The organism is Streptomyces sp. NPDC001903 (assembly GCF_042891345.1).
Lineage (GTDB): Bacteria > Actinomycetota > Actinomycetes > Streptomycetales > Streptomycetaceae > Streptomyces.
This window is the reverse complement of sequence record NZ_JBIASZ010000003.1, coordinates 134287-156033: the sequence shown is the minus strand read 5'-3', so window position 1 is coordinate 156033 and position 21747 is coordinate 134287. Positions and strand designations below refer to the sequence as shown.

General features: G+C 70.6%; 22 protein-coding genes and 1 tRNA gene. 8 read left to right on the top strand and 15 right to left on the bottom strand.

Annotated elements, in window-relative coordinates; genetic code table 11:
- Positions 1-63: 63 nt before the first annotated feature.
- Entirely contained in the window at positions 64-558 is a 495-nt protein-coding gene (locus tag ACFYZS_RS07440; RefSeq protein WP_389007770.1) for a winged helix-turn-helix transcriptional regulator, read from the top strand.
- 95 nt (positions 559-653) lie between these two features.
- On the opposite strand, the gene ACFYZS_RS07435 is transcribed toward ACFYZS_RS07440, so the two are convergent.
- The 4 genes from ACFYZS_RS07435 to ACFYZS_RS07420 all read right to left on the bottom strand — a co-directional run bounded on the left by ACFYZS_RS07435 (position 654) and on the right by ACFYZS_RS07420 (position 3133).
- Positions 654-1019, bottom strand: coding sequence for a zinc-binding dehydrogenase (locus ACFYZS_RS07435; protein WP_389007768.1), 366 nt, complete (start codon positions 1017-1019; stop codon positions 654-656).
- A 15-nt stretch (positions 1020-1034) separates the two neighbouring features.
- Complete coding sequence (locus ACFYZS_RS07430) at positions 1035-1316, bottom strand: hypothetical protein (RefSeq protein ID WP_389007767.1); 282 nt, start codon at positions 1314-1316, stop codon at positions 1035-1037.
- Between the two features lie 62 nt (positions 1317-1378).
- Positions 1379-1807, bottom strand: a complete 429-nt coding sequence (locus tag ACFYZS_RS07425) for a nitroreductase family deazaflavin-dependent oxidoreductase (RefSeq protein ID WP_389007765.1) — start codon at positions 1805-1807, stop codon at positions 1379-1381.
- Positions 1808-2173: 366 nt separating this feature from the next.
- Positions 2174-3133 (bottom strand): GlxA family transcriptional regulator, encoded by a 960-nt coding sequence (locus ACFYZS_RS07420; RefSeq protein ID WP_389007763.1) that lies wholly within the window; start codon positions 3131-3133, stop codon positions 2174-2176.
- A gap of 324 nt (positions 3134-3457) precedes the next feature.
- Between ACFYZS_RS07420 and amcA the strand changes: the two genes are divergently transcribed.
- From amcA to ACFYZS_RS07390, 6 genes are all read left to right on the top strand, one after another.
- Positions 3458-4021 (top strand): multiple cyclophane-containing RiPP AmcA, encoded by a 564-nt coding sequence (gene amcA, locus ACFYZS_RS07415; RefSeq protein ID WP_389007761.1) that lies wholly within the window; start codon positions 3458-3460, stop codon positions 4019-4021.
- 66 nt (positions 4022-4087) lie between these two features.
- Positions 4088-4762, top strand: coding sequence for a pentapeptide repeat-containing protein (locus ACFYZS_RS07410; protein ID WP_389007759.1), 675 nt, complete (start codon positions 4088-4090; stop codon positions 4760-4762).
- 13 nt (positions 4763-4775) lie between these two features.
- Entirely contained in the window at positions 4776-5495 is a 720-nt protein-coding gene (locus ACFYZS_RS07405) for a hypothetical protein (RefSeq protein ID WP_389007757.1), read from the top strand.
- A gap of 277 nt (positions 5496-5772) precedes the next feature.
- A tRNA-Met gene (locus tag ACFYZS_RS07400) sits at positions 5773-5846 on the top strand.
- Positions 5847-5902: 56 nt separating this feature from the next.
- Complete coding sequence (locus ACFYZS_RS07395; RefSeq protein WP_389007755.1) at positions 5903-6118, top strand: hypothetical protein; 216 nt, start codon at positions 5903-5905, stop codon at positions 6116-6118.
- Positions 6119-6224: 106 nt separating this feature from the next.
- A complete protein-coding gene (locus ACFYZS_RS07390) occupies positions 6225-6767 on the top strand; it encodes a phosphate-starvation-inducible PsiE family protein (RefSeq protein WP_388477038.1) in 543 nt (180 codons plus the stop codon).
- On the opposite strand, the gene ACFYZS_RS07385 is transcribed toward ACFYZS_RS07390, so the two are convergent.
- The 11 genes from ACFYZS_RS07385 to ACFYZS_RS07335 all read right to left on the bottom strand — a co-directional run bounded on the left by ACFYZS_RS07385 (position 6741) and on the right by ACFYZS_RS07335 (position 19659).
- Entirely contained in the window at positions 6741-8915 is a 2175-nt protein-coding gene (locus tag ACFYZS_RS07385) for an FUSC family protein (protein WP_389007753.1), read from the bottom strand. The two genes, ACFYZS_RS07390 and ACFYZS_RS07385, sit on opposite strands and share 27 nt — an antisense overlap.
- 158 nt (positions 8916-9073) lie before the next feature.
- A complete protein-coding gene (locus tag ACFYZS_RS07380) occupies positions 9074-10207 on the bottom strand; it encodes a hypothetical protein (RefSeq protein WP_375971006.1) in 1134 nt (377 codons plus the stop codon).
- A 131-nt stretch (positions 10208-10338) separates the two neighbouring features.
- Positions 10339-12096: an FAD-dependent oxidoreductase gene (locus ACFYZS_RS07375; RefSeq protein ID WP_375971003.1), complete on the bottom strand. Its 1758-nt coding sequence runs from the start codon at positions 12094-12096 to the stop codon at positions 10339-10341.
- The gene (locus tag ACFYZS_RS07370) at positions 12096-12359 is read right to left on the bottom strand and encodes a UBP-type zinc finger domain-containing protein (protein WP_031147460.1); all 264 of its coding nucleotides are present in this window, start codon (positions 12357-12359) and stop codon (positions 12096-12098) included. The genes ACFYZS_RS07375 and ACFYZS_RS07370 overlap by 1 nt, the downstream gene beginning before the upstream one ends.
- A gap of 71 nt (positions 12360-12430) precedes the next feature.
- Positions 12431-12889, bottom strand: a complete 459-nt coding sequence (trxA, locus tag ACFYZS_RS07365; protein ID WP_389007751.1) for a thioredoxin — start codon at positions 12887-12889, stop codon at positions 12431-12433.
- Positions 12886-15525 carry an ATP-dependent chaperone ClpB gene (gene clpB, locus ACFYZS_RS07360; RefSeq protein WP_081521730.1) on the bottom strand — a complete coding sequence of 880 codons (2640 nt, stop codon included), beginning with the start codon at positions 15523-15525 and terminating at the stop codon, positions 12886-12888. Before clpB ends, trxA begins: the two co-directional genes overlap by 4 nt.
- Positions 15516-15923 carry a chaperone modulator CbpM gene (locus ACFYZS_RS07355; RefSeq protein ID WP_375970994.1) on the bottom strand — a complete coding sequence of 136 codons (408 nt, stop codon included), beginning with the start codon at positions 15921-15923 and terminating at the stop codon, positions 15516-15518. The genes clpB and ACFYZS_RS07355 overlap by 10 nt, the downstream gene beginning before the upstream one ends.
- Positions 15923-16870, bottom strand: a complete 948-nt coding sequence (locus tag ACFYZS_RS07350) for a DnaJ C-terminal domain-containing protein (protein WP_389007748.1) — start codon at positions 16868-16870, stop codon at positions 15923-15925. Before ACFYZS_RS07350 ends, ACFYZS_RS07355 begins: the two co-directional genes overlap by 1 nt.
- Before the next feature lie 6 nt (positions 16871-16876).
- Positions 16877-17485: a nucleotide exchange factor GrpE gene (locus tag ACFYZS_RS07345; RefSeq protein WP_266494792.1), complete on the bottom strand. Its 609-nt coding sequence runs from the start codon at positions 17483-17485 to the stop codon at positions 16877-16879.
- 8 nt (positions 17486-17493) lie between these two features.
- Entirely contained in the window at positions 17494-19395 is a 1902-nt protein-coding gene (dnaK, locus tag ACFYZS_RS07340) for a molecular chaperone DnaK (protein ID WP_389007746.1), read from the bottom strand.
- A 96-nt stretch (positions 19396-19491) separates the two neighbouring features.
- Positions 19492-19659: a hypothetical protein gene (locus ACFYZS_RS07335; RefSeq protein WP_389007744.1), complete on the bottom strand. Its 168-nt coding sequence runs from the start codon at positions 19657-19659 to the stop codon at positions 19492-19494.
- A 272-nt stretch (positions 19660-19931) separates the two neighbouring features.
- Between ACFYZS_RS07335 and ACFYZS_RS07330 the strand changes: the two genes are divergently transcribed.
- Positions 19932-21728, top strand: coding sequence for a PucR family transcriptional regulator (locus tag ACFYZS_RS07330; RefSeq protein ID WP_389007742.1), 1797 nt, complete (start codon positions 19932-19934; stop codon positions 21726-21728).
- Positions 21729-21747 lie beyond the last annotated feature (19 nt).

The following is a 21747-nucleotide window of genomic DNA, read 5'->3' as shown; positions in this document are numbered from 1 at the left end:
CGCGGCACTCGGTTACTGCTAAAATAGAAGCAACTAACTTCGACTTTAGCAGTAACCGAGGGGATGGTCACCGTGGCGAGCCGCATCAGGCTGGAGGACCGGGAGTGCCCGCTGTCCACGACGGTGGAGCACGTCGGTGAGTGGTGGACGCTGCTGATCCTCCACGACGCCTTCGACGGCTACACCCGCTTCGATCAGTTCCAGGAAAACCTGGGCATCTCCTCGAGCATGCTCACGGCCCGCCTGAAGACCCTCGTGACGGACGGGTTGCTGGAGCGTCGGCCCTACCAGACCAACCCGGTCCGCCACGAGTACGTGCTGACCGATCTCGGGCGCTCCCTGCGCCCGGTGATCGTCGCCCTGGCCGCGTGGGGCAATTCCCGGCTGGAGCCGCACGAACGCAGCATGATTCTCGTCGACGCGGAAAGCGGCGAGGAGGTACAACCCGTGGTCGTCGACGCCGGGACCGGCCGCCGGCTCGACGACAGCCGCGCCTACGTCTTCGCAGCGGGCCCCGCGGCCAGCGACGCCATGCGCAGCCGCTACGCCCACAGGTGACCGCTGCCGGTGGCCCCAAGGGCGGGTACGGGGGCGGGCCACCGGGCGCCGCGGGACCGCCCTTCGGGCGCACGGCGCTACTTTGCGGACACGCCCTAGGGCTTGAGGACGATCTTGCCGTGGGTGTGGCGGCGTTCGAGCTCGGTGTAGGCCTCGCGGACCCGCGCCAGCGGGTAGACGTTCGCGATCGGCACCTCGAGGTGTCCGTCGGCGATCAGGCCGGCAAGCTCGGCGAGCACCCCGGCTCCCGGCCCGGCCGCGACCCCTCCGTCGGTCTTCACCCCGTACTTCTCGGCGGCCGCGAAATCGGCGACGGTGTCGATCCGATCGGTCGCGACGCCGAGGGCGAGGGCCAACTCGACGTACCCGTGGCCAAACGTGTCGATGAAGGCGTCCACGCCGCTGGGGGCGGCGGCCCCGATGCGGTCCGCGACGCCCTCGCCGTACGCGACCGGGATCACGTCGTCGCTCTTGAGTCACTCGTGGTTGCTCTCGCTCGCCAGGCCGATGACCGTGGCCCCGGTACGGCGCGCGAGCTGGGCGGCTAGCGAACCGACTCCCCCAGCGGCTCCGGAGATGACGACGGTCTCGCCCTCCTCGGGCTGGACGGCGCGTACCGCCCCCACTGCGGTGACGCCGACGACGTACAGGCTGCCGGCCACCTCCCATGAGACCTTCTCCGGCTTGCGCGTGAGGTCACCGGCCTCGACCAGGGCCAGCTCGGCCTGGGAGGCCCGCTTCTGGTTGAATCCGATCACCTCGTCACCGGGCGAGAATCCGGCAACCCCGGCGCCGACCTCCAAGCCGAAAGGGGTGCGGGCTACACCTGCCGGAGTTCGAGCACGGGAATGGTGCGGATCCCGGCGGTCTTGCGTTCGTACTCGGCGAAGCCGGGGTAACGCCGTGCCTGCTCGGCGTAGATGCGGTCGCGTTCGGCGCCGGTCAGTTCGCGGACGGTCACCTGGTGGGTCGCGGTGCCGCGCTCGATGGTGCCCTCACCGGAGGCAGTCAGATTGCGGTACCAGTCCGGGTCGGTGGGTGCTCCACCCTTGGACGCGAAGACATAGACGGTGTCCGGCGCGGTGTCGTGCGGGAGGTACATCATCGGGCTGACGTGCTCCTGCCCGCTCTTGCGGCCGCGGTGATGGACGAGGACCAGCGGAGCGCCCTCGAAGACCCCGCCGACCCGACCCTCGTTCGCACGGAACTCCGCGATGACGCTTGCGTTCCGGTCGAGTGCTTCGCTCATGTCGAACTCCTGTCGTTCGTGGTCCGGGTGATGTACTCGGGTGCACGATGACGCACCCGCCGCACGAGGCGATCTTGGCGGTCCAGCCGATCTTGAGCATGACCGTCGCCTTCTCGTCTGCGGCGCTTCGTCAAGAAGGAAGTGCGTTGCCTGATGGATCACATGCTGCACAGACGGTCGGTCCAACAACGAATGGACGCCTCTCATTCCTTTTCCGAGCGCCGAGCGCCGAGGTCCGAGCCCCGAGGTGCCCAGCGGAATCAGCTCGCCCTGGCCACGTACCTGGGGATCGGGCGTCGGCGTGAGATCGCCGCCACCGCCCGGGGTGTCAGTGCCCTCCAGGCTCCGGACCCAGCTCGGCCGGCATCACGCCTCTCCCAACGGAGCCGGGTTGAACGTCTCGCGGTACACGCGGGGCGGTACTCCGACATGGGCTTTGAACAGGGTCCGGAAGTTGGCCGGCGTGCCCAGGCCGCAGCGTCGCGCGACGGCCTCCACCGTCAGGTCGCTCGTCTCCAGGAGTTCCCGTCCGAGGCCGAGCCTTGCGTCGAGCAGCCAACGCATAGGCGGGAGCCCGGTGTCGGCATGGAAGCGGCGGATGAGCGTGCGGCGGGACATCCCGGCCTGGCGCGCCAACTGGTCGACGGTGAGCGGCTGGTGCAGGTTGCGCAGGGCCCACTCGTACACCGGCGCCGGTCTGTCATCCGGTGCGGTGGGCACCGGCAGGTCCATGAACTGGGCCTGACCGCCCGTACGGTGGGGCGCGGCGACCAGCAGACGTGCTCGCTGGTTCGCCAGTCGGGGGCCGTGATCGCGACGGATGAGGTGCAGGCACAGGTCGAGGCCGGCGGTGACGCCGCCGGAGGTCAGCACCTGGCCTTCGTCGATGTACAGAGCCTCCGGCTGCACCGTCACCCGTGGGTACTGCTTCGCCAGTGCTCCTGCGTACTGCCAGTGCGTGGTGGCCCGTCGGCCGTCGAGCAGGCCGGCGGCGGCGAGGGCAAACGCGCCCGAGCAGATGGACACCATGCGGCTGCCCCGCGCTGCCGCCTCTGCGAGGGCTGCGCTGACCGCGGCCGATGGTGCGTCGGGTTCCAAGTACCCCGGGACCATCACGGTGTCCGCGGTGGCCAGGGCATCCAAGCCCTCGGTGACCGACAACACGGGGCCGCCGTGCATCACGACGAGCCCGGGGCGTTCCGCACACACGGTCAGCGTGTAGGGCCCGTCCGGCCAGCTCCCGAAAACCTGCACGGGTATCCCGATGTCGAGTGCGAGGACGTTCTCGAGAGCCACCACGACCACCTGGTGCTTTCCGCCTGACATTCTCACATCCCACACCGATGCCGATGGCACGATTCTATCGCCGGATGGCATGCATGCCACTGACTCCTTCGCCCGGATCACACCTACGTTCGCCTCATGACGGACAAAGCACGTCCTCCGCTTCAGTCGCGCGGTCCGAACGAAGGAGCGCACCATGTCCGCTGACGCACCCCTGCCCGTCTTCGAGCAGCTCCGCCTCCCCGATACGGGCGTCGCCCGGGACGCCTACGCGTACGTGGCCGGGGCCACGCCGGACTTCGTCCTCCATCACAGCGTGCGCAGAGAGGAAGAAGGGGTCAACCGAGGGGCCAAGGATTCCGACCCGTGCGCGCGACCGAGTTCTGGGCCGCCCTCGCGGATGCCTGGCGGGCAAATCCGGTGATCCGTCTGCGGGAGATCCAGCGCGTGGTCAACTTCGCCGGTGCCGTTCTCGGCAGGCACGAGACCGCCCCCACGCCCACCTCTGCACCTTGGGATCCAATGCCCACCGTCGCCCACGACGGTGGGGTGGTCATGCTCTCCCCAGAGCTGGCGGGGTTCACCGACGCCCGGTTCGGCGACTTCACCACCGGCAACGTGCTCAAAGACGGCCTGGACGTCCTCGTGGCCGAGGCCGAGGAACGCATTTCCTGGATCACTGAGTTCTGGCAGGGCGTCGACGCGTGCCGCGCCACCTGCCCCGCCTTCGCCTTCTGTGGGGGCGCCCACGCCGCGAACCGCCTTCGCCCGCTGGGAGAACGCCTGGACCAACGCCACTTGGAGGAACCAGCTCACCTCGGAAGCCGAGCACGCCAAGCCCTCGCCACGTTCGACAACCGCCCGACCTGGGACGACCCCACGGCCACCTTCGACAACCGGCCCACCGGGGACAACTGGAAGAACAAGTAGCACCCGCCGACAGCGGGCGGTCCCGCCGCCGCGCGGGGCCGCCCCGCCCCAACGACAAGGAGCACCATGGCCATCCGAACCTTCGGGCACACCACGATCACGCTGCCTGAACTGGACGAGCCCGGCCTCTACCTGAGCAACGTCGACAGCCTCGACAGCTCCCGCGGCACCGTCCAGGACTTCGCGTACGGGGACGCCGATCTCCGATCGCTCGACCTCGCGGAGACCCAGCTGGTCACCGGCCGGATCGCGGGCATCCATGCGAAGCGGGTCGAGCTCGAGCAGGTCAACCTCCACGGTGTGGAGATCGGCGACAGCGAGCTCGGTTCGGCACACTGGACCGGCAGCAAGCTGACCCGCGTCCACTTCCGGGACTGCAAGCTGATGGGCATCTCCCTGGATGGTTTGGTCCTCGACGACGTGCTGTTCGAAGGTTGCAAGCTCGACTTCGCCACCTTCGAGAAGGTCCGCGTCACCGGCCCCGTGGCCTTCATCGGCTGCGTCCTCACAGAGGCCACGTTCACCGACTGTGACCTGTCCGACGTCGTGTTCACCGATTGCACGCTCCGGCTCACCGAATTCGGCACGGGGCGCTACCGCAACACCGACCTTCGGGAGAACGACCTGTCGGCCATCCGCGGTGTCGCGAACCTCGCCAAGGTCCGCATCGACCCCGGGCAGCAGTCCGACCTTGCCGAGGCCTTGGTGCACGAACTCGACATCATCATCGGGGACGACTGACCGGGAGGACCTCGTGCCCCTGCACATCGCCTACGGCGCCCCGTCCGCCCTCCGCGCCCGCTGTGAGGTCGCCACCGTCCGGACCACCCGCCCCGACGAGGCCGCATACGAGCCCGGCGCGATCATCCCCGCCGGGCAGTGGCGCCCCATGAGGGAAGCGGACGTCAAGGCGGTCACGGCCCCTCGTCGACCCCTGGACAGCGCCCTCGTGGAGATCGTCCGGCCCACGTTTCGGGAAGGACTCCCGCTCGAAGACCTCACCGGCCCACTGGGCGACCCGGACGCGGTGTACCTCGGTCAAGCCCTCGCCAAGCCCGACATGACCACGACCACCGACATCTACGAGGACGGCCGACTGATCGGGCTGCACCTCGACAACTGGGACAAGCTCGCGTACGCCGACAGGCACACCGGACGCCGCAGGCTCTGCCTCAACCTCGGCCCCGGAGTGCGATACATCATTCTCGGTGCCATCGACGCCCAAGCGGTCTGCCGAGCCGTCCACCCCGACTGCCACGCCGACCGCCACCCGCACACCCAGGACTACCGCGACTACGTCGCCAGCGGCCGCCCCATCCGCATCATCCGAATACGCCTCGCCCCGGTCGCAGGCTATGTGGCTCCCACCGAGTACCTGCTGCGCGACGGTTCAACCGAGGCCCAGGACCGGCCCTCAGCCGCCGCATTCTGGCTCGGGCACTGGCCCCGCGGCATCCTGCCCTCCCTCATCTGACCTCTCGCGCCGATGCCTTCCGCGGGACTCAGACTGATAGCAAGGCCACCCGGTAGGCCCGCGGCACCACGCGAACCGCATAGCTTCGCAGTCGTCAGGACATCCTCGGAAACAGCAGTGCGGGCCGCCGCTCCCCGGCAGCTGCGGCCCGCACTCCCCCATCGCCGGAGGCGGCAGAGAACGAATGCCCCTGCAAGCTGCGAGCGCTTGCGACAGCAGGTCGGCCAGGAAATCCGGAGAAGCCCAGGCCAAGGGTGCCGTATGGTGGAGGCATCGACGCGGGGTGGAGCAGCTCGGTAGCTCGCTGGGCTCATAACCCAGAGGTCGCAGGTTCAAATCCTGTCCCCGCTACTGCTCAGAAGGGCCCAGATCTCCGATAGAGATCTGGGCCCTTCTGCTGTAGTGACGTGCTGGCGTGGAACCGCCTGGGTCACACGCTGTTCGCCGGGCACCTGGGCCGTGGCGCCCCGGACCTGCCGGCGCAGCGCCCCAACATGGCCGGACTGGTGTTCCTCGACAATCACACCCGCGGGACGACGTCCGTGGCCTGCAGGGCCGCCGCGAGGAACGAGGCCGACCCCGGCCCTGCCTTCTCCGGCCGCGGGGCAGAACTCGGTCGCTGATGTCGCGCCTCGTCCCACCCCCGCAGGCTGCCACCAGGGAGGAATCCCTCGTCCACCCGTTTGGCAGCACAGCGAGCCGCGCCCGCTGGCCTGGGGCGCCCCTAGGATGCCGACCGTGAGACCCAAACTCCCGAAGACCGAGGGCGGCGGCCGGGTACAGGGCCTCCTGCAGCTCCTCGAGGACGGCATCCACCTCATTGTCGCGGCGCTCCTCGTACTGCTCGCGGGGATCCTGACCGTCGGGGTGGTCCACGACGTCATCAGGTCGATCCAGGGGCCGTACGAGGAGGAGGCGGTCGTTCTGTCCGCCCTGGACAACAGCCTTGTGCTGTTCATCGTGGCCGAGCTGCTCCACACCGTCCGCCTGACCATCAGGAACCAGACCCTCGACGCGGAGCCGTTCCTCGTCGTCGGCCTGGTTGCCGGCATCCGCAAGGTGCTCATCGTGACGGCCGAGGCGGAGAAGTCCTTCCGGTGGAACGTCGAGGGTGTCGAACTGCTCGTCCTGGCAGGTCTGATCCTCGTGATGGCGACAGCGGGGTACGTGTGGCGTCGCTCGACGCGGCCGGGAGACTACTTCCCGCTCCAGGAGGCGCGGCGCGCTCCTCCGTCGCCGGAGCCGTCACCCACCCCGGTGGGCGGATCCTGATCCGTCACCTTCCGTCGCCGCGGCCGCCCGCACCCGTTGCTCTTCGCGAGCGGAGCCGACGTCCCGTTCCAGGGGTGTACGGCTCACGGCCGTCGCGAGGGCCTCCAAGGCCCGCTTCTGCATTGCCGCCCCGCGCCGCACTACCGGGCTCCCGTCCCCGGCGGCGGCGCCCTCCCACGCGTGGAGCGCCTCCTCCACGCGCGCCCAGTCCGGATTCCTGTGCTCGCGCACATCGACCGCCGCCTGCGCAGTGTCCGCCTCCAGGGCCTCGGCGAGCCGCTCCGCCTCGGGGACGGGACGGCTGTCGGCCCGCGGGACGTGGCTCTCCATGAGCATCGCCGCCCGGTCGAAGCCCTTGATCGCCTCCTGCGCCTCCTCCGCCTCGCGTGACGTCAGGCCCCTGGGGCGGACCGGTTCCTGCCTTGCCCGGTCGTACGCCTCCTGCCAGGCGGCGCGTGCCTCCCTGCTCGCCAGCAGTGCCCTGCGCAGGTCGGCGTGATGTTCCCGGGTCGGTTCGGCGTAGCTGCGGAGCACAGCGGCCGCGTAACGGCCCTCGGCGGCGAGCCAGTCCGCAAGCCGGCCCGGCAGTCGGGGTGTCTCCCATGCGGGGAACACCACGTACGCCAGCATCGCGAGGGCCCCGCCGAGCAGGGTGAGCACCACCCGCTCCGGGACCGTCTGCTCCCACGCCTGGCCGCCCATGCCGAGCAGGAAGACGACGTATGCGGCAGTGAAGCACTGGGAGTAGGCGTAGCCGGTACGGTTCAGCATGAACGACAGGCCCGCCGAGACCACCGCCAGCAGACCGAACACCTGGGCGTCCGGGCCCAGGGCCCGCACCATCCCCGTGGCGAGCGCGACCCCCGCCAGGGTCCCGGCGAGACGGGCCACCGCCCGCGCGTACGTCTGGTGGAAGTCCGGCCGCATCACCATCACCGAAGTGATGGGCACCCAATAGCCGTGGCCCACCGGAAGCCGGGCGGCGATCAGGTAGCCGAGCGTGGCCACCGCCGCCAGGCGGACGGCGTGCCGGAACACGGGCGAGTCCCGGCGGAGCTCACGTCGGACCGCCCGGACCACGACCGGGACCAGCCGGAACATGGTCGGGCGCACCAGGACCTGGGCGTCCTCGGGGACGGGCGGCGCGGGCGTCCTCCCGGGCGTGCCGCACCGGGCGATCTCCAAGGCCTCGCCAAGCAGTTCCACGAGCCGCTCGGCGGCCTGCCGCGCGGGGCCCTCCAGCACCTCGTGCTCCTCGTCGACGCACAGGGCGTCCGTGCTTCCGGGCGACACCTCGGCGGGAGTGCCGCGGCGGATCGAACGGGCGGCCGCATCCAGGACCTCGGCGGCCGCGTCGAGCAGCTCCCTTGCCCGGTCCCGCCCGGGTCCCTCCGGCGGGGCGCCGACACCCGGGTCGGCGAGTGCGGCGACGACGGGCCGAATGCGCTCGGCGAGTCCCCTGGGGCCGTGCAGGACGGAGGGACGGGTGCGGGCCTGCGACGGCGTCACGGCGGCCGCGTCCCGGGCCGTCATCAACGGTTCCGCGTCGAACGGGGCGGTCGGGTCGTGCCGCAGCCGGCGGGCGTAGTCCGCCACGGCGGCCAGGGCGTCGGCGAGCGCGTCACGATGCGCCCCCCAACGGCGGATCGGGAACAGCAGGATCAGCAGGGCCTGCGCCACGCCCCCGAGCGCGATGATCCCGGCGTGCTCCAGGGCCCGCCCGATGCTCGTGGGCAGGGTGACGGTCACCAGCATGCTGCCGACCGTCGTCGCCGCGACGATCCCGGCGGTCGATCCGACGGCCCACGCCATCCCTGCGGCAAAGGCCCATACGGCCAGCAGTGGGAGGAACGTCGCGAGTCGCCCCGCGGCCAGATACCCGAGGAAGGTGCCGAGTGCCAGACCTACGCCCGCGCCGAGCGCGATGACTTTGCGGGGACGCCAGGTGCGCTGGAACGTGGCTGCGCCCGCGGAGTAGGCGCCGAGGGCGGCGGACGCGGCGTACGCCGGGGATGCCAGCCACAGCGCCGGCCCGATGACGAGCGCCACCCCCACAGCTGTGCGCAGCGCGAGCAGGGGCTCAAGTCGCGCCTCCTCGATCGTGAGCCCGGATCGCACGACTTCCCGGAGGGCCCGCAGCCACGTCACGGGCAGGAGCCTAGCCCGGCCCCGCTACCGGGTCGTGCCGGCCACGCCGCCGAGAATGTTGAGCCTGAGGCGGGGGTCCTCGTGGCCCTCGGGGGCCGCCGATCGACCGGCGATGTCGTCGGGCCCTGACGATCACCAACCAGCGACGCATCTCAGACTCAGGTCATCAGCTGGTCACCGTGGTCGCCTTGGAGCATGTGGCGACGTTGCTCTTCGCGCGTGGAGTAGGCGGCTGCGCGGATCGCCTCGTCGCTCTCCAAGCCCGATCCCAGCGCGCCGGCCACCGTGGCGACCGAAGCGACGAACCAGGACAACGTCAAGTACTCCGTGGCGTGCAGCGGGGTTCCTGTCGTGGAAGCGAACACCCGGTCGTTGAGGATGAACAGCGCCCACACCAAGTTGATGACCATCAATCCCACGTAGCAGACGAGCGCCCCGATACCGACGGTGAGGACCGTCGAGGTGTTGTAGAGCCGCGCCCTCTGCCTCGCCTCCGGCGATCCCTCCGTCGATCGGTGCCACAGCTCCCCGTCCACGATCAGCCAGCCGATCATGAGCCCGACGGACCCGACCATGGCGATCACGAGGCGTGGCGCGCTCAGGGCACCGGAGAGGCTCCAGGTGGTGGAGTCCAGGGTGGCGATGGCTCCCGTGGCGAGTGCGGCCGCCAGGGCTTTCGACAGGCCCGACACCAAGCGCCAAGGCCGGTTCGCGCGGACCATACCGACGAGCACCCGCAGGTAGCCGCGCGGCCCGCTGACGATGTACCGGAGATCGGCAGCCTCCTCGTCACCGACCTGGCCCCGGTGGACAGGCGCGAGACGACCGGCGAAAGGGCCCGGAAGCGGCTGACTGCGCGGAAGCCCCTCAGCCCCGGTGGACTGCGGACCGGCCAAGCCGAGCACGGCTTCTTCCACTGCCCGCCGGGCTCTCGTCTGCAGCCGCAAGCCCCCCAGGGAAGGAAGGGACAGCAGCGCCAAGCCGTGTTCGTGACTCAGATCCACAAGAATCCTGCGCCCGTGTGAGTGCAGCGGAAGGTCGGTGAGGGCCACCACGACGTCCCAGTTCTCCGCACTTGCGCGCTCCATGATCCGGCGCATCAAGGTGTGCGGGTCCTCGGTCCCCGAGGTGAAGGGCTCACTGACCACCTTGACGTCGAACCGACGCCCCTGGCCCGCCTTTTCAGCGAGCCGGTCAGGAAGCATCCGGGCGATGCGCCGCGCGACGTCCGTGGGCGCGTCCGGATCGGCCAGGAGAGCTACGACCGTGACGCCCTGCGACGACTCCCGCACGACCGGACCATCCTCCTCGGCTGTCCTCCGCGATTGCAAGGGTTCACAGGATGCCCCGGGGTGGAGGCGAAGCCGTGGTGACACGCTGTCCTTACGGGTGGGGCCATGTGTCGGGTCCGTCAGGGGCCGGGTCAGCGCGAGGACACGGGCCCGCCCGCTTCCGGCCGGCGTCCCTCGGGGCCGACGGTGACCAGGTTTCCCTTCCGTTCCCGGTGCTCGTGCACGAGGCGGATCGCCATGGCGCCTTCACCGGTCGCCGAGGCCACCCGTTTCACCGAGCCGCTCCTGACGTCGCCGGCGGCGAAGACCCCGGGCAGGGTGGTCTCCAGCAGCATCGGATCGCGGCCCAGCGAGGCCCACCGGTTCGTATCGGCCACCGCCCCGGCGTCGGCGCCGGTGAGGACGAAGCCCCTCTCGTCCAGGGCCAGCACGCCCCCCAGCCATTCCGTGCGGGGCCGGGCGCCGATGAAGACGAACAGCGCCGCGGCCTGCAGCTCACGGCGCTCATGGCTTGCGTTGTCCTCCACCGTCAGCGACTCCAGCTTCTCCTTGCCGGCGACGCCCCGTACTTCGGTGTGGAGCAGCACCTCGATCTTGGGGTGCTGCTCCACCTGGTCCACCAGGTAGCGCGACATGTCCGCGTTGAGGTCGCTGCCCCGGACGAGGAGGTGGACCTCGGACGCGTGCTGGGCGAGGAACAGCGCCGCTTGTCCGGCGGAGTTCCCGCCGCCGACCACGGCGACCGGGTCGGCGCGGCAGAGGCCGGCCTCGTGGACCGTCGCCGCGTAGTAGACGCTGATCCCTTCCAGGCGGTCGATGCCGGGCACTTCGAGCCTGCGGTACCGCACGCCCGAGGCGAGCACCACGGCGCCGGCCCGGGCCCGGGAGCCGTCTGTGAACGTGACGATGTACTCATCGTCCTGCGGGGTGAGCGCGCTGACCTCCGCCGGCACCATCAGGCGGGCGCCGAACTTGTGCGCCTGGAGCACCGCACGCTCGATGAGTTCGCCCCCGGAGATGCCGGACGGGAAGCCGAGGTAGTTCTCGATGCGGGACGAGGTCGCTGCCTGGCCTCCCGTGGCCACGGCGTCGACGGTGACCGTGGTGAGGCCGTCGGAGGCGCCGTACACGGCGGCGGCGAGTCCTGCGGGGCCCGCACCGACCACCATGACCTCGCACCGTTCGTTCTCGGCCGAGGGGGCGGGGGCGGGCAGCCCGATGAGCCGGGCGAGTTCGGCGTTGCTCGGATTGCGCAGGAGCCGCTCGCCCTGCCAGAGGACCACCGGTGTCTCCTCGGGACGGATGGCGAACCGGCGCAGCAGTGCCTCGGCCTCCTTGTCCCTCTCCAGATCCACCCAGCGGTGGGGCAGCCGGTTGCGGGCGGCGAACTCGCGCAGCCGCAGCGTGTCCCGTGAGTAGCACGACCCCAGGATCCGGAAGCCGGCGCCGAGGCCGATGAGCAGGTACCTGCGGCCCAGGTAGGCGCGGAGGATCAGGTCGCCGAGGACGGGGTCGCTGCCGACCAGGGCGCGTTGCCGCTCCACCGGTACGGCAAGGATCTCGCCGGCCTCGCGCACCACGGCGGTGTTGAACGCCGCCTGGCCCTCCAGCAGTCCGAGTTCGCCCAGGAACCTGCCGGGTCCGTGGACCGCGACCGTGCGCTCGTCGGGGCCGCCCTGGTCGCTGAGGATTTCGACGGTCCCGCTGAGGATCACGAGGAACTCCCGGAACGGCTCGCCCTCGCGGTACAGCACCTCGCCCTCGGCGGTCCTGCGGCGCTCACCGTGCGCGCTCAGGTCCTCGAGCTGCTCCGGCGTGAGGCGCGGGAACGCCCCGTACCGGTCCGGTGTCTCGCGGACCGCACCCTTCTCGTGCTCGGCCGTGCTCATCAGACCAGCGCCTCGTGGACGAAGCACCAGCGCCAGTCCTCTCCCGGCTCGAAGGACTGCACGACGGGGTGACCGACGCTCCCCGCATGCCGCCTGGCGTGCTTGAGGGGGGAGGAATCGCAGCAGCCGACGTGCCCACAGGTGAGGCACAGGCGCAGGTGGAGCCATGGGGACTGCTCCCTGAGGCACTCCTCACAACCCTGCGGGGTACGCGGCGTCACTGGGCGAACCATCGCCAGGTGCGGGTCGGGAATCGTGGCCATGAGGGTTTTCCTTCCGTGAAGTGGGCCTGATCGGCCGCGGCCGGCGATGGTCTTCCTCAGCACCGTCGCCTTCACCCTCCCGCAGCGGTCTGCCGGCCCGCCACCGCCTGCTCGACCCAGGAGCGCAGGACGGGCGCGGGTGCCGCGCCGGCCTGCCGGGCGAGCGTCTCGCCCCGGTCCAGGACGAGCAGGGTCGGCACCGCCTGCACCTCGAACCGCCGACTGAGCCGTGGGTTCTGGTCGACGTCGACCTTGACGAGCTTGATCTGTCCGGCGAGGTCCCGGGCGACCTGTTCGAGGGCTGGGCTGACCATGCGGCAGGGGCCGCACCAGGTGGCCCAGAGGTCGACGACGACGGGCACCGTGGCGTTGTCGGCGACCTCGGCGAAGTCGCTGTCGCCCGCGTCGACGACCCAGGGCAGGGGCTGCTTGCAGTGGCCGCATCGGGGCCGTCCCTCGGCAGCCACGGGAATCCGGTTGCCGCGACCGCAGTTCGGGCAGGTCACCGTGGTCGTCCGGGTGGTGTTCACGCCGCCCTCGCTTCCCGGTCGTCCTCCTGCTGGTCGTAGGTGACCACCAGCTCTCCGTGCTCGGCGTCGACGCGCACCGTCGCACCGTCCTGGACGTCGCCGCGCAGGAGGGCGCGTCCGACCAGCGTCTCGACCTCGTGGGAGATGTAACGCCGCAGCGGCCGGGCCCCGTACACCGGGTCGTAGCCCTGATGGGCGATCACCACCCGCGCAGCGTCGGTGAGTTCGACGGTAATGCGGCGCTCGGCGAGCCGCCGCCGCAGCTCGTCGAACTGCAGCTCCACGATCCGCTCGATCTGCCGCTCACCGAGCGGCTTGAACAGCACGATGTCGTCGACGCGGTTGAGGAACTCCGGGCGGAAGTGCCCGCGCAGCTCGCCCATCACCAGGGCGCGGGCGTCGGGCTTGATCTCACCCTCGGCGGTGGCGCCGTCGAGGAGGTGCTCGGAGCCGATGTTGGACGTCATGATGATCACGGTGTTGCGGAAGTCGACGGTGCGGCCCTGCGCGTCGGTGATGCGACCGTCGTCGAGCATCTGGAGCAGCGTGTTGAAGACATCGGTGTGCGCCTTCTCGACCTCGTCGAACAGGACGACCGAGTACGGCTTGCGGCGCACGGCCTCGGTGAGCTGGCCGCCTTCCTCGTAGCCGACGTATCCGGGCGGTGCGCCCATGAGCCGGCTGACGGTGTGCCGCTCCTGGTACTCGCTCATGTCGAGGCGGACCATGTTGTCCTCGGAGTCGAACAGGGTCCGGGCGAGGGTCTTGGCCAGCTCGGTCTTCCCGACGCCGGTGGGGCCGAGGAAGATGAACGAGCCGATGGGACGGCGGGGGTCGCGGATGCCGGAGCGGGCACGGATGATGGCGTCGGTGACGAGCTTGACCGCCTCGTCCTGGCCGATGACGCGCTCGCGCAGGATCTCGTCGAGGCGCAGCAGCTTCTCGCGTTCGCCCTCCTGGAGGCGGGCGACGGGGACGCCGGTCCAGGCGGCGACGATCTCGGCGATCTCCTCCTCGGTGACGACCTCGCGCAGCAGCCGGTTCTGCCCTTGTTTGGCGGCCAGTTGCTCCTCCTCCGCGGCGAGTCGGCGCTCCAGGTCGCGGACGCGGCCGTAGCGCAGTTCGGCAGCGCGGTTGAGGTCGTAGGCGCGTTCGGCCTCCTCGGCCTCGTGGCGGACCTGTTCCAGTTCCTGGCGCAGTTCCTGCACGCGGCGGATCGCCTGCCGTTCGGCCTCCCACTGGGCGCGTTTGGCGTCGGCTTCACCGCGCAGGTCGCCCAGTTCCCTGCGCAGCTCCTCCAGGCGTGTTTTGCTGGCGGGGTCGGTCTCCTTGGACAGGGCGGCATCCTCGATCTCCAGCCGCGTGACACGACGGGTGATCTCGTCGAGTTCGGCGGGCATCGAGTCGATCTCGGTACGCAGCCTGGCGCACGCCTCGTCGACGAGGTCGATGGCCTTGTCGGGCAGGAACCGATCGGTGATGTAACGGTGGCTGAGGGTGGCCGCGGAGACCATCGCGGTGTCCTGAATCTTGACGCCGTGGAAGACCTCGAGGCGTTCGCGCAGTCCGCGCAGGATGGAGATGGTGTCCTCCACGCTGGGCTCCTCGACCAGGACCTGCTGGAAGCGGCGTTCGAGGGCGGCGTCCTTCTCGATGTGCTTGCGGTACTCGTCGAGGGTGGTGGCGCCGATCATGTGGAGTTCGCCGCGGGCCAGCATCGGCTTGAGCATGTTGCCCGCGTCCATGGCTCCTTCGGCGGCGCCTGCGCCGACGACGGTGTGGAGTTCGTCGACGAAGAGCAGGATGCGCCCTTCGGCGGCCTTCACCTCGGACAGTACGGCCTTCAGGCGTTCCTCGAACTCGCCGCGGTACTTGGCGCCGGCGACCAGGGAGCCCATGTCCAGGGCGAACACCGTCCTGTCGCGCAGGCCCTCGGGGACGTCGCCGCGAACGATGCGCTGGGCCAGGCCCTCGACGATGGCGGTCTTGCCGACGCCGGGGTCGCCGATGAGGACGGGGTTGTTCTTGGTCTTGCGGCTGAGGATCTGGGTGACGCGGCGGATCTCCGCGTCACGGCCGATGACCGGGTCCAGCCGACCGGACCGAGCCTCGAGGACGAGGTCGCGTCCGTACTTCTCCAGGGCCTCGTAGGCCACTTCGGGGTTCGCGGAGGTGACGCGCTGGTTGCCGCGGACCTGAGTGAGCGCGCTCAGGAACGAGTCCCTGGTGATGCCGGCCTGTTTGAGCAGTCGCCCGGCGGCGGTCGAAGAGCTCTCCTCGGCCAGGGCGAGGAGGAGGTGTTCCACGGACACGTACTCGTCCTTGAGGCGTTTGGCCTCCCGCTCGGCGGCGTCGAGCAGGTGGGCGAGGCGCTGGGTGACGAAGACCTGGCCGGGTGCCGCGCCGGGGCCGGTGACCTTCGGGCGGCGGGAGAGTTCCTCGCGCACGGCCTCGCGCAGTCCCTTCGGCTCCTTGCCGGCCTGCTCCAGCAACCGCGGGATCAGACCGTCCTCCTGATCGAGGAGTGCGAACAGCAGGTGTTCCCCGTCGACCTCGGTGTGCCCCATGCGGCCGGCCGCGGTCTGGGCCTCCTGGAGGGCTTCCTGGGACTTCTGGGTGAGACGGTTCATGTCCATGGGGGTGTTTCACTCCTCGTGCCGCGGCCGCGCAGGGCGGCTTCGAGCAGGCTGATGCGGTCGAGCAGATCGAGCACCAGGCCGATGGATGCGTAGTTGAGGCAGAGTCCGGTGCGCAGCCGCTGGATGCGGGCGAGGACCGCCGGGGCCGTGGGGTCGAACACCAGGTGTCCCGCGGCGTCGCGTCCGGCGTCGATCAGGCCGAGGGCGACGAACCGCCGGATCAGATCGGGGTGGAGGCCCGAGCGACGGGACACGGCGTCGAGGGAGAGCCTGGGGGCGGGCACGAGCGCGTACCGGATGGCCGTCGAGGCGGTGAGGTCGGCGCCCGTTCGTACCGGACGGTTGCCCGCGCCGGCCCGGCCGGGGCCTGACGCTCCCGCGGGTGGTTCGTTCATCACGTCCTCCTGGGGTCGTACGAGGAGGCGGCGGCGAGCTCCGCGAACAGTTCGCGCTCACGGTCGCCGAGAGTGGGTGGCACCACGATGCGGAGTTCGGCGTACAGGTCGCCGTTCGCGCCGCGCGGGTTCGGCATGCCCTCGCCGCGCAGCCGCAGCCGACGGCCGCTGGACGAGCCCGCGGGCACCGTGACCTTGGCCGTGCCGCCGCCGGGGGTGGGCACCGGCACGGTCGCACCCAGGGCCGCCTCCCAGTGGGCCACCGGGACCTGGACGTGCACGTCGCGGCCGTCCAACCGGAACCGGGGATGGGGCTGGATACGCACGCGCAGGTACAGGTCGCCCGCGGCGGCGTCACCACTGCCCCGGCCTCCCTCGCCCGCCAGTCGCAGGCGCTGCCCGTCGGTGACGCCCGGCGGCACGTCGACCTCGTACCGCCGCGGCTGCCCCGTGGGACCGGCGAGCGTGACGGTGCGACGGCCGCCTCGGTACGCCTCCTCGACGGTGAGCGACAGTTCGGCCTCCTGGTCCGCTCCGGGGACGCTCCCTCGGGCGGCTCCGGCTCCGAACATGGAGCCGAACAGGTCCTCGATGTCGATGCCCTCCGCTCCGAAGTCGTCTCCGAAGCCGGCGTACCGGACCCGAGGGCCGCCCCCGCCTGCGGTCGTCCGACCGCGGAAGCCGCCGCCCGCTCCCGCCGCGGCCCGTTCGTCGAAGTCCTCCGGGATCTTGCGGAAATCCTCGCCGAAGCGGTCGTAGCGGGCCCGGGTCTTGGGATCGGACAGGACGCTATATGCCTCGTTGAGGTCCTTGAAGCGCTCTTCCGCCCCGGGGTCCTTGTTGACGTCGGGGTGGTGCCTGCGGGCGAGCTTTCGATATGCCTGCTGGATCTCGTCCTGGCTCGCGGACCGCGACACCCCGAGCGCCTCGTAGTAGTCCTGCGCCATGACCGGTCACTCCCGCTTCGCGACGGTCACGGCGGCGGGCCTGAGCTGCCGCTCGCCGTCCCCGTAGCCGGGGCGCAGTACCTGGACGACCGTGCCCGGTGCGGCGTCGGGGTCCTGGACGACGCCGACCACCTCGTGCCGGGCGGGGTCGAAGGGGACGCCGGTCTCCGCGTGTCGCGGGTAGCCGAGCAGTTCGAGGACGTTCACCGCTTGGTCGCGTACGGCCAGGATGCCTTCCACGATCGCGCCCGGATCGGCGCCCGCGTGGGTCAGGGCGAGTTCGAGGTTGTCGAGGACGGGCAGGAACGCGGCCGCCGTGCGGGCGCGCTCCACCGCCCGTTCGCGCTCCAGTTCCCTGGCGTGACGCTTGCGGAGGTTGTCGAGGTCGGCGAGTGCGCGCCGCCAACGGTCCTCCAGTTCCTGGATCGCGGTCGTGTACTCGTCCTCGGCGGACGCGGGGCCGGCGGCATCGGGTCCCGGTTCGCCGTTCGCCGCTCCGTGCCGGGACGGGCCCGGTTGGGGCAGGTCCCCGCGAGGCGGGGGTCCGGCTCCTTCCGGGACCGGTTCGGCCGGATCCGGCGCGGCCCGGTCGGGTTCCTGGGGGTAGGTGGGCATGGCGCGCCTCAGCCCTTGTCGAACTCGGCGTCGATGACATCATCGTCACCGCCACCGCCACTCGTGGGACCGCCGGTGGCGGCGTCCTGGGCGGGACCTCCGCCCGTAGTGGCCGCGCCCTGGTGGGCCGCCAGCCCGGCGAGCACCTGCTGGAGTTCGGAGGTCAGGGGGCGCACACGTTCCACGCCCGCCTCTTCCTTGACCGCCGCCCGGGCGTCCGACACGAGCATCTCGCCGCGTGCCTTCTCGTGCGCGGGCGCTGCGGCGCCCAGTTCGGCGAGACGCTTCTCGACCTGGTACGCGACGGCGTCGAGTTCGTTGCGGGCGTCGACGGCCTCGCGAAGTGCCTTGTCCTGGCCCTGGTTGCTTTCGGCCTCCTGGACCATGCGTTCGACCTCGCTGCGGTCCAGGTTGGAGCTCTCGCTGATGGTGATGCCCTGTTCCTTGCCGGTGTCCCGGTCACGGGCCTTGACCTCGAGGATGCCGTTGGCGTCGATGTCGAAGGTGACCTCGATCTGTGCTTCGCCCCGCGGCGCCGGCCGGATGTCGGTGAGCTGGAACCGGCCCAGCACCCGGTTGTCGGCGGCCAGCTCGCGCTCGCCCTGGAGGACGACCACGTCGACGGCCGGCTGGTTGTCCTCGGCGGTGGAGAAAGTCTCGCTGCGGCGCACCGGGATGGTGGTGTTCCGCTCGATGATCTTCGTCATCACTCCGCCGCGTGTCTCCACGCCCAGCGACAAGGGGGTCACGTCGAGCAGCAGTACGTCCTTGACCTCACCCTTGAGCACCCCTGCCTGGATCGCGGCACCGAGGGCCACGACCTCATCGGGGTTGACGCTCATGTTGGGTTCCTTGCCGCCGGTCAGTCGGCGGACCAGGGTCTGGACAGCGGGGATGCGGGTGGATCCGCCGACGAGGATGACCTCGTCGATGTCGCTCTCGCCGACCTTGGCGTCGGCGATGGCCTGCTGGACCGGTCCCAGGCAGCGCTCCACCAGGTCGCCGGTGATCTGCTCGAACGTGGACCGCATGATCGAGTCGGTGAGGTGCTTGGGCCCGGCGGCGTCGGCGGTGATGAACGGCAGGCTGACCTGCGTCTGCGTCACCGAACTCAGCTCGGTCTTGGCCTTCTCCGCCGCCTCGAACAATCGTTGCAGCGCCTGCGCGTCCTGGCGCAGGTCGATGCCGTTCTCCTTCTGGAAGTCGTCCGCGAGGTGATCCACCAGACGCCGGTCGAAGTCGTCGCCGCCCAGGTGGCTGTCGCCGGCGGTGGAGCGCACCTCCACCACGCCGTCGCCGACGTCGAGGATGCTCACGTCGAAGGTGCCGCCGCCCAGGTCGAAGACGAGGACGGTCTCGTGCTCCTTCTTGTCCACGCCGTACGCGAGGGCGGCCGCCGTCGGCTCGTTGATGATCCGCAGCACTTCCAGTCCCGCGATCCGGCCTGCGTCCTTGGTGGCGGTGCGCTGGGCGTCGTTGAAGTAGGCGGGCACCGTGATGACCGCCTCCGTGACCCGCTCCCCGAGCTGCTTGGAGGCGTCGTCCGTGAGTTTGCGGAGCACCTGTGCGCTGATCTCCTCGGGCGCGTACAGCTTGTCGCGCACCTTGAAGCGGGCCGCCCCGCCGTCGCCCTCGACGACGTCGTACGCCACCGCCCTGGCCTCGTCGGAGATCTCGTCGAAATGCCGGCCGATGAACCGCTTGGCCGAGTAGATGGTGCCCTTGGGATTGAGGATCGCCTGGCGCCGGGCCAGCTGGCCCACCAGACGTTCCCCGGTGTCGGTGAAGCCCACCACGGACGGTGTCGTGCGGTTGCCCTCGCTGTTGGGCACGACGGACGGCTCTCCGCCCTCCCACACGGCGATCACCGAGTTGGTGGTGCCCAGGTCGATGCCCACTGCCTTGGCCATGAGGAACTCCTCCCGGTACGGCGCCTGCGCCGACTGTCCGGATCACGTTCGTTCGGGTACGGGTGGGACCTCTGCCAGTGGTCTGCATCCCGCCGATCAGCCCTGCATCCCGCCGATCAGCCCTGCGGCCTCGTCGGAGACCTCCCCGACGAGGAGCAGGGCGGAGACGACGGGGTCGAGCCGGTTCACCAGGCCGAACAGCGACCCGAGCAGGACACCGGGGCACTCCGGCCACGGGAAACCCGTGGCCGGAGAGGTGGTCAACGGCGCGTGCGGCGTCCCAGTACGTCTTGTACGGGGCAACCGGCCTGCGGAGCTGCTCGGTCACCGCCCGGCGCTCCCTACCGGTGCGCGGACGGTTTCGAACACTCCCCAGGGTGGCGTGCCCAGTGGCTCCACGCCTGCGCCTGGCAAGTCGGAAAAGCACGGGTCCGGTCGCCCCACGAGTACGAGAGGCAGAATCCGAACCTCTCGTATGAGCCGACCCGACCAGCACCGCCGCTCGGCTGTAGGCTCGAAGAGAACGGAGTGATCCCATGGCCAGCAGCCGGGCGCACAACCTGTACTGCCGCCGCTGCGACAGGGAGAGCCGCCTTCCACTGGGCAGCGGCAGGCGAATCCCCATGGCCGCGCGGCGTGGGCCCCGCCCACCCGATCCAACCCCGGCCGACCGTGTCCCCCACGCGCTGATGGTGCTCTCCGGCGCCCTGTTCGACACCCTGGACGAAGGCGAGATCCTGAGCCTGGCCATGGACCACATAGACGCCGCTGGGCCCTACAGTGCCGAGGCCGGATACCTCAAAATGGACGGCGACCTGGTCCCCAGCCCGCGGAACGGGCAGGTCCATGCGATGGCCGTGGACCGGAGCGTGCGGGAGCTGGCCGGGGCGGACGGCCCTGTGACCGTGCCCGGCTGGCCCTGGGGCCGGGCCCTGGGGCTACGCGGGCCCGAGAGACTCCACGGCTACCTCGTGGTGACGTCCCGCTCCCGGCCCACCGAGGCCGAGCGCCTCCTGCTCGCCACGTTCGTCCGGCACACCGCCGCTGCACTGTCTGTCGCCTTCGCACACCGTCGCCGACGTGAGGACGCGCTGGAGCTGCACCGGCTGAGGGAGGAGCGGACAGCCCTCCAGGGGCGGCTGATCTCCGTCGTGGCCGAGCTGGGGTACCAGCAGGCTGTTCACGCGCTCATGGCCGACGTCGCCGTCTCGGGCGGCGGCGAGGAAGCCATCACCCGCGCACTGCACGGGCTCACCGGACTCCCCGCGCTGGTCGAGGACCGCTTCGGGCGGCTGAGGTCCTGGACCGGTCCCGATCGCCCCGACCCCTATCCCGAACCGGACCCCGTGCGCCAGGACGAAATGCTGCACGCCGTCGCCAGTCGGGCCGGGCCGGTGCGGATGAAGGACCGGCTGGTCACTCTGATCCGCCCGCACGGCGAGATCCTGGGCGTGCTGGCCCTCGTAGACGTCCGGGGCGAGGCCGACAAACACACCCTGCGCGCACTGCAGGACGGCGCCGTGTGGCTCGCCCCGGAGCTGGCGCACCTGCGCGATCTGGCCGAAGTGGAGTCGAGGCTGCACCGTGAGCTGGCCGACGACCTCCTGGCAGGGACGGACGAGGCGAGCGCCTACGCCCGGTCCGAGGCCGTCGGACACGACCTGCACCGCCGCCACTACGTCGTCGTGGTGCAGTGGTCGAACCGGACCGCGGACGAGCCCTTCGCGCAGACCGTGGGCCGGGCGGCCTCTGCCGTGGGCATGCACTCGCTGCTGACCCGGCGTTCCGACCACGTGGTCCTGGTCGCCGACGACAGACCGCACGCCTGCGCACTGTACGAGGCGCTCGTCCGGGAGACCGGGACACGGTCCGGGACCATCGGGGTGAGCGCCCCTTGCGACTCCCTGGACGCCATCCCCCACCGCTACCAGGAGGCGCAGCGCGCCCTGGAAGTGCGCCGCCACTCCCGCGAGCACTACGGCACGACGTTCTTCGACGAGCTGGGCCTCTACCGCATCCTGGGACCCGGCAACGATTACCGGGAACTGGAGACGTTCGTCCACGAGTGGCTCGGGCAGCTGATCGACTACGACTCCCGGCACCACACGGCCATGGTGGAGACGCTGTCCCAGTACTTCGACTGCGGCGGCAACTACGACGAGACCGCCGAATCCCTCGCGATCCACCGCAGCACGCTGCGCTATCGGCTCCAGCGCATCCGCAGCATCAGCGGCAACGACCTCGCGGACGTCGAGGACCGGCTCAACCTCCAGGTGGCGACCCGAGTGTGGAAGATCGTGCTGGGCGAACAAGCAGGAGAACGGCATCGTTGAACGCGATGCGGCAGATCGA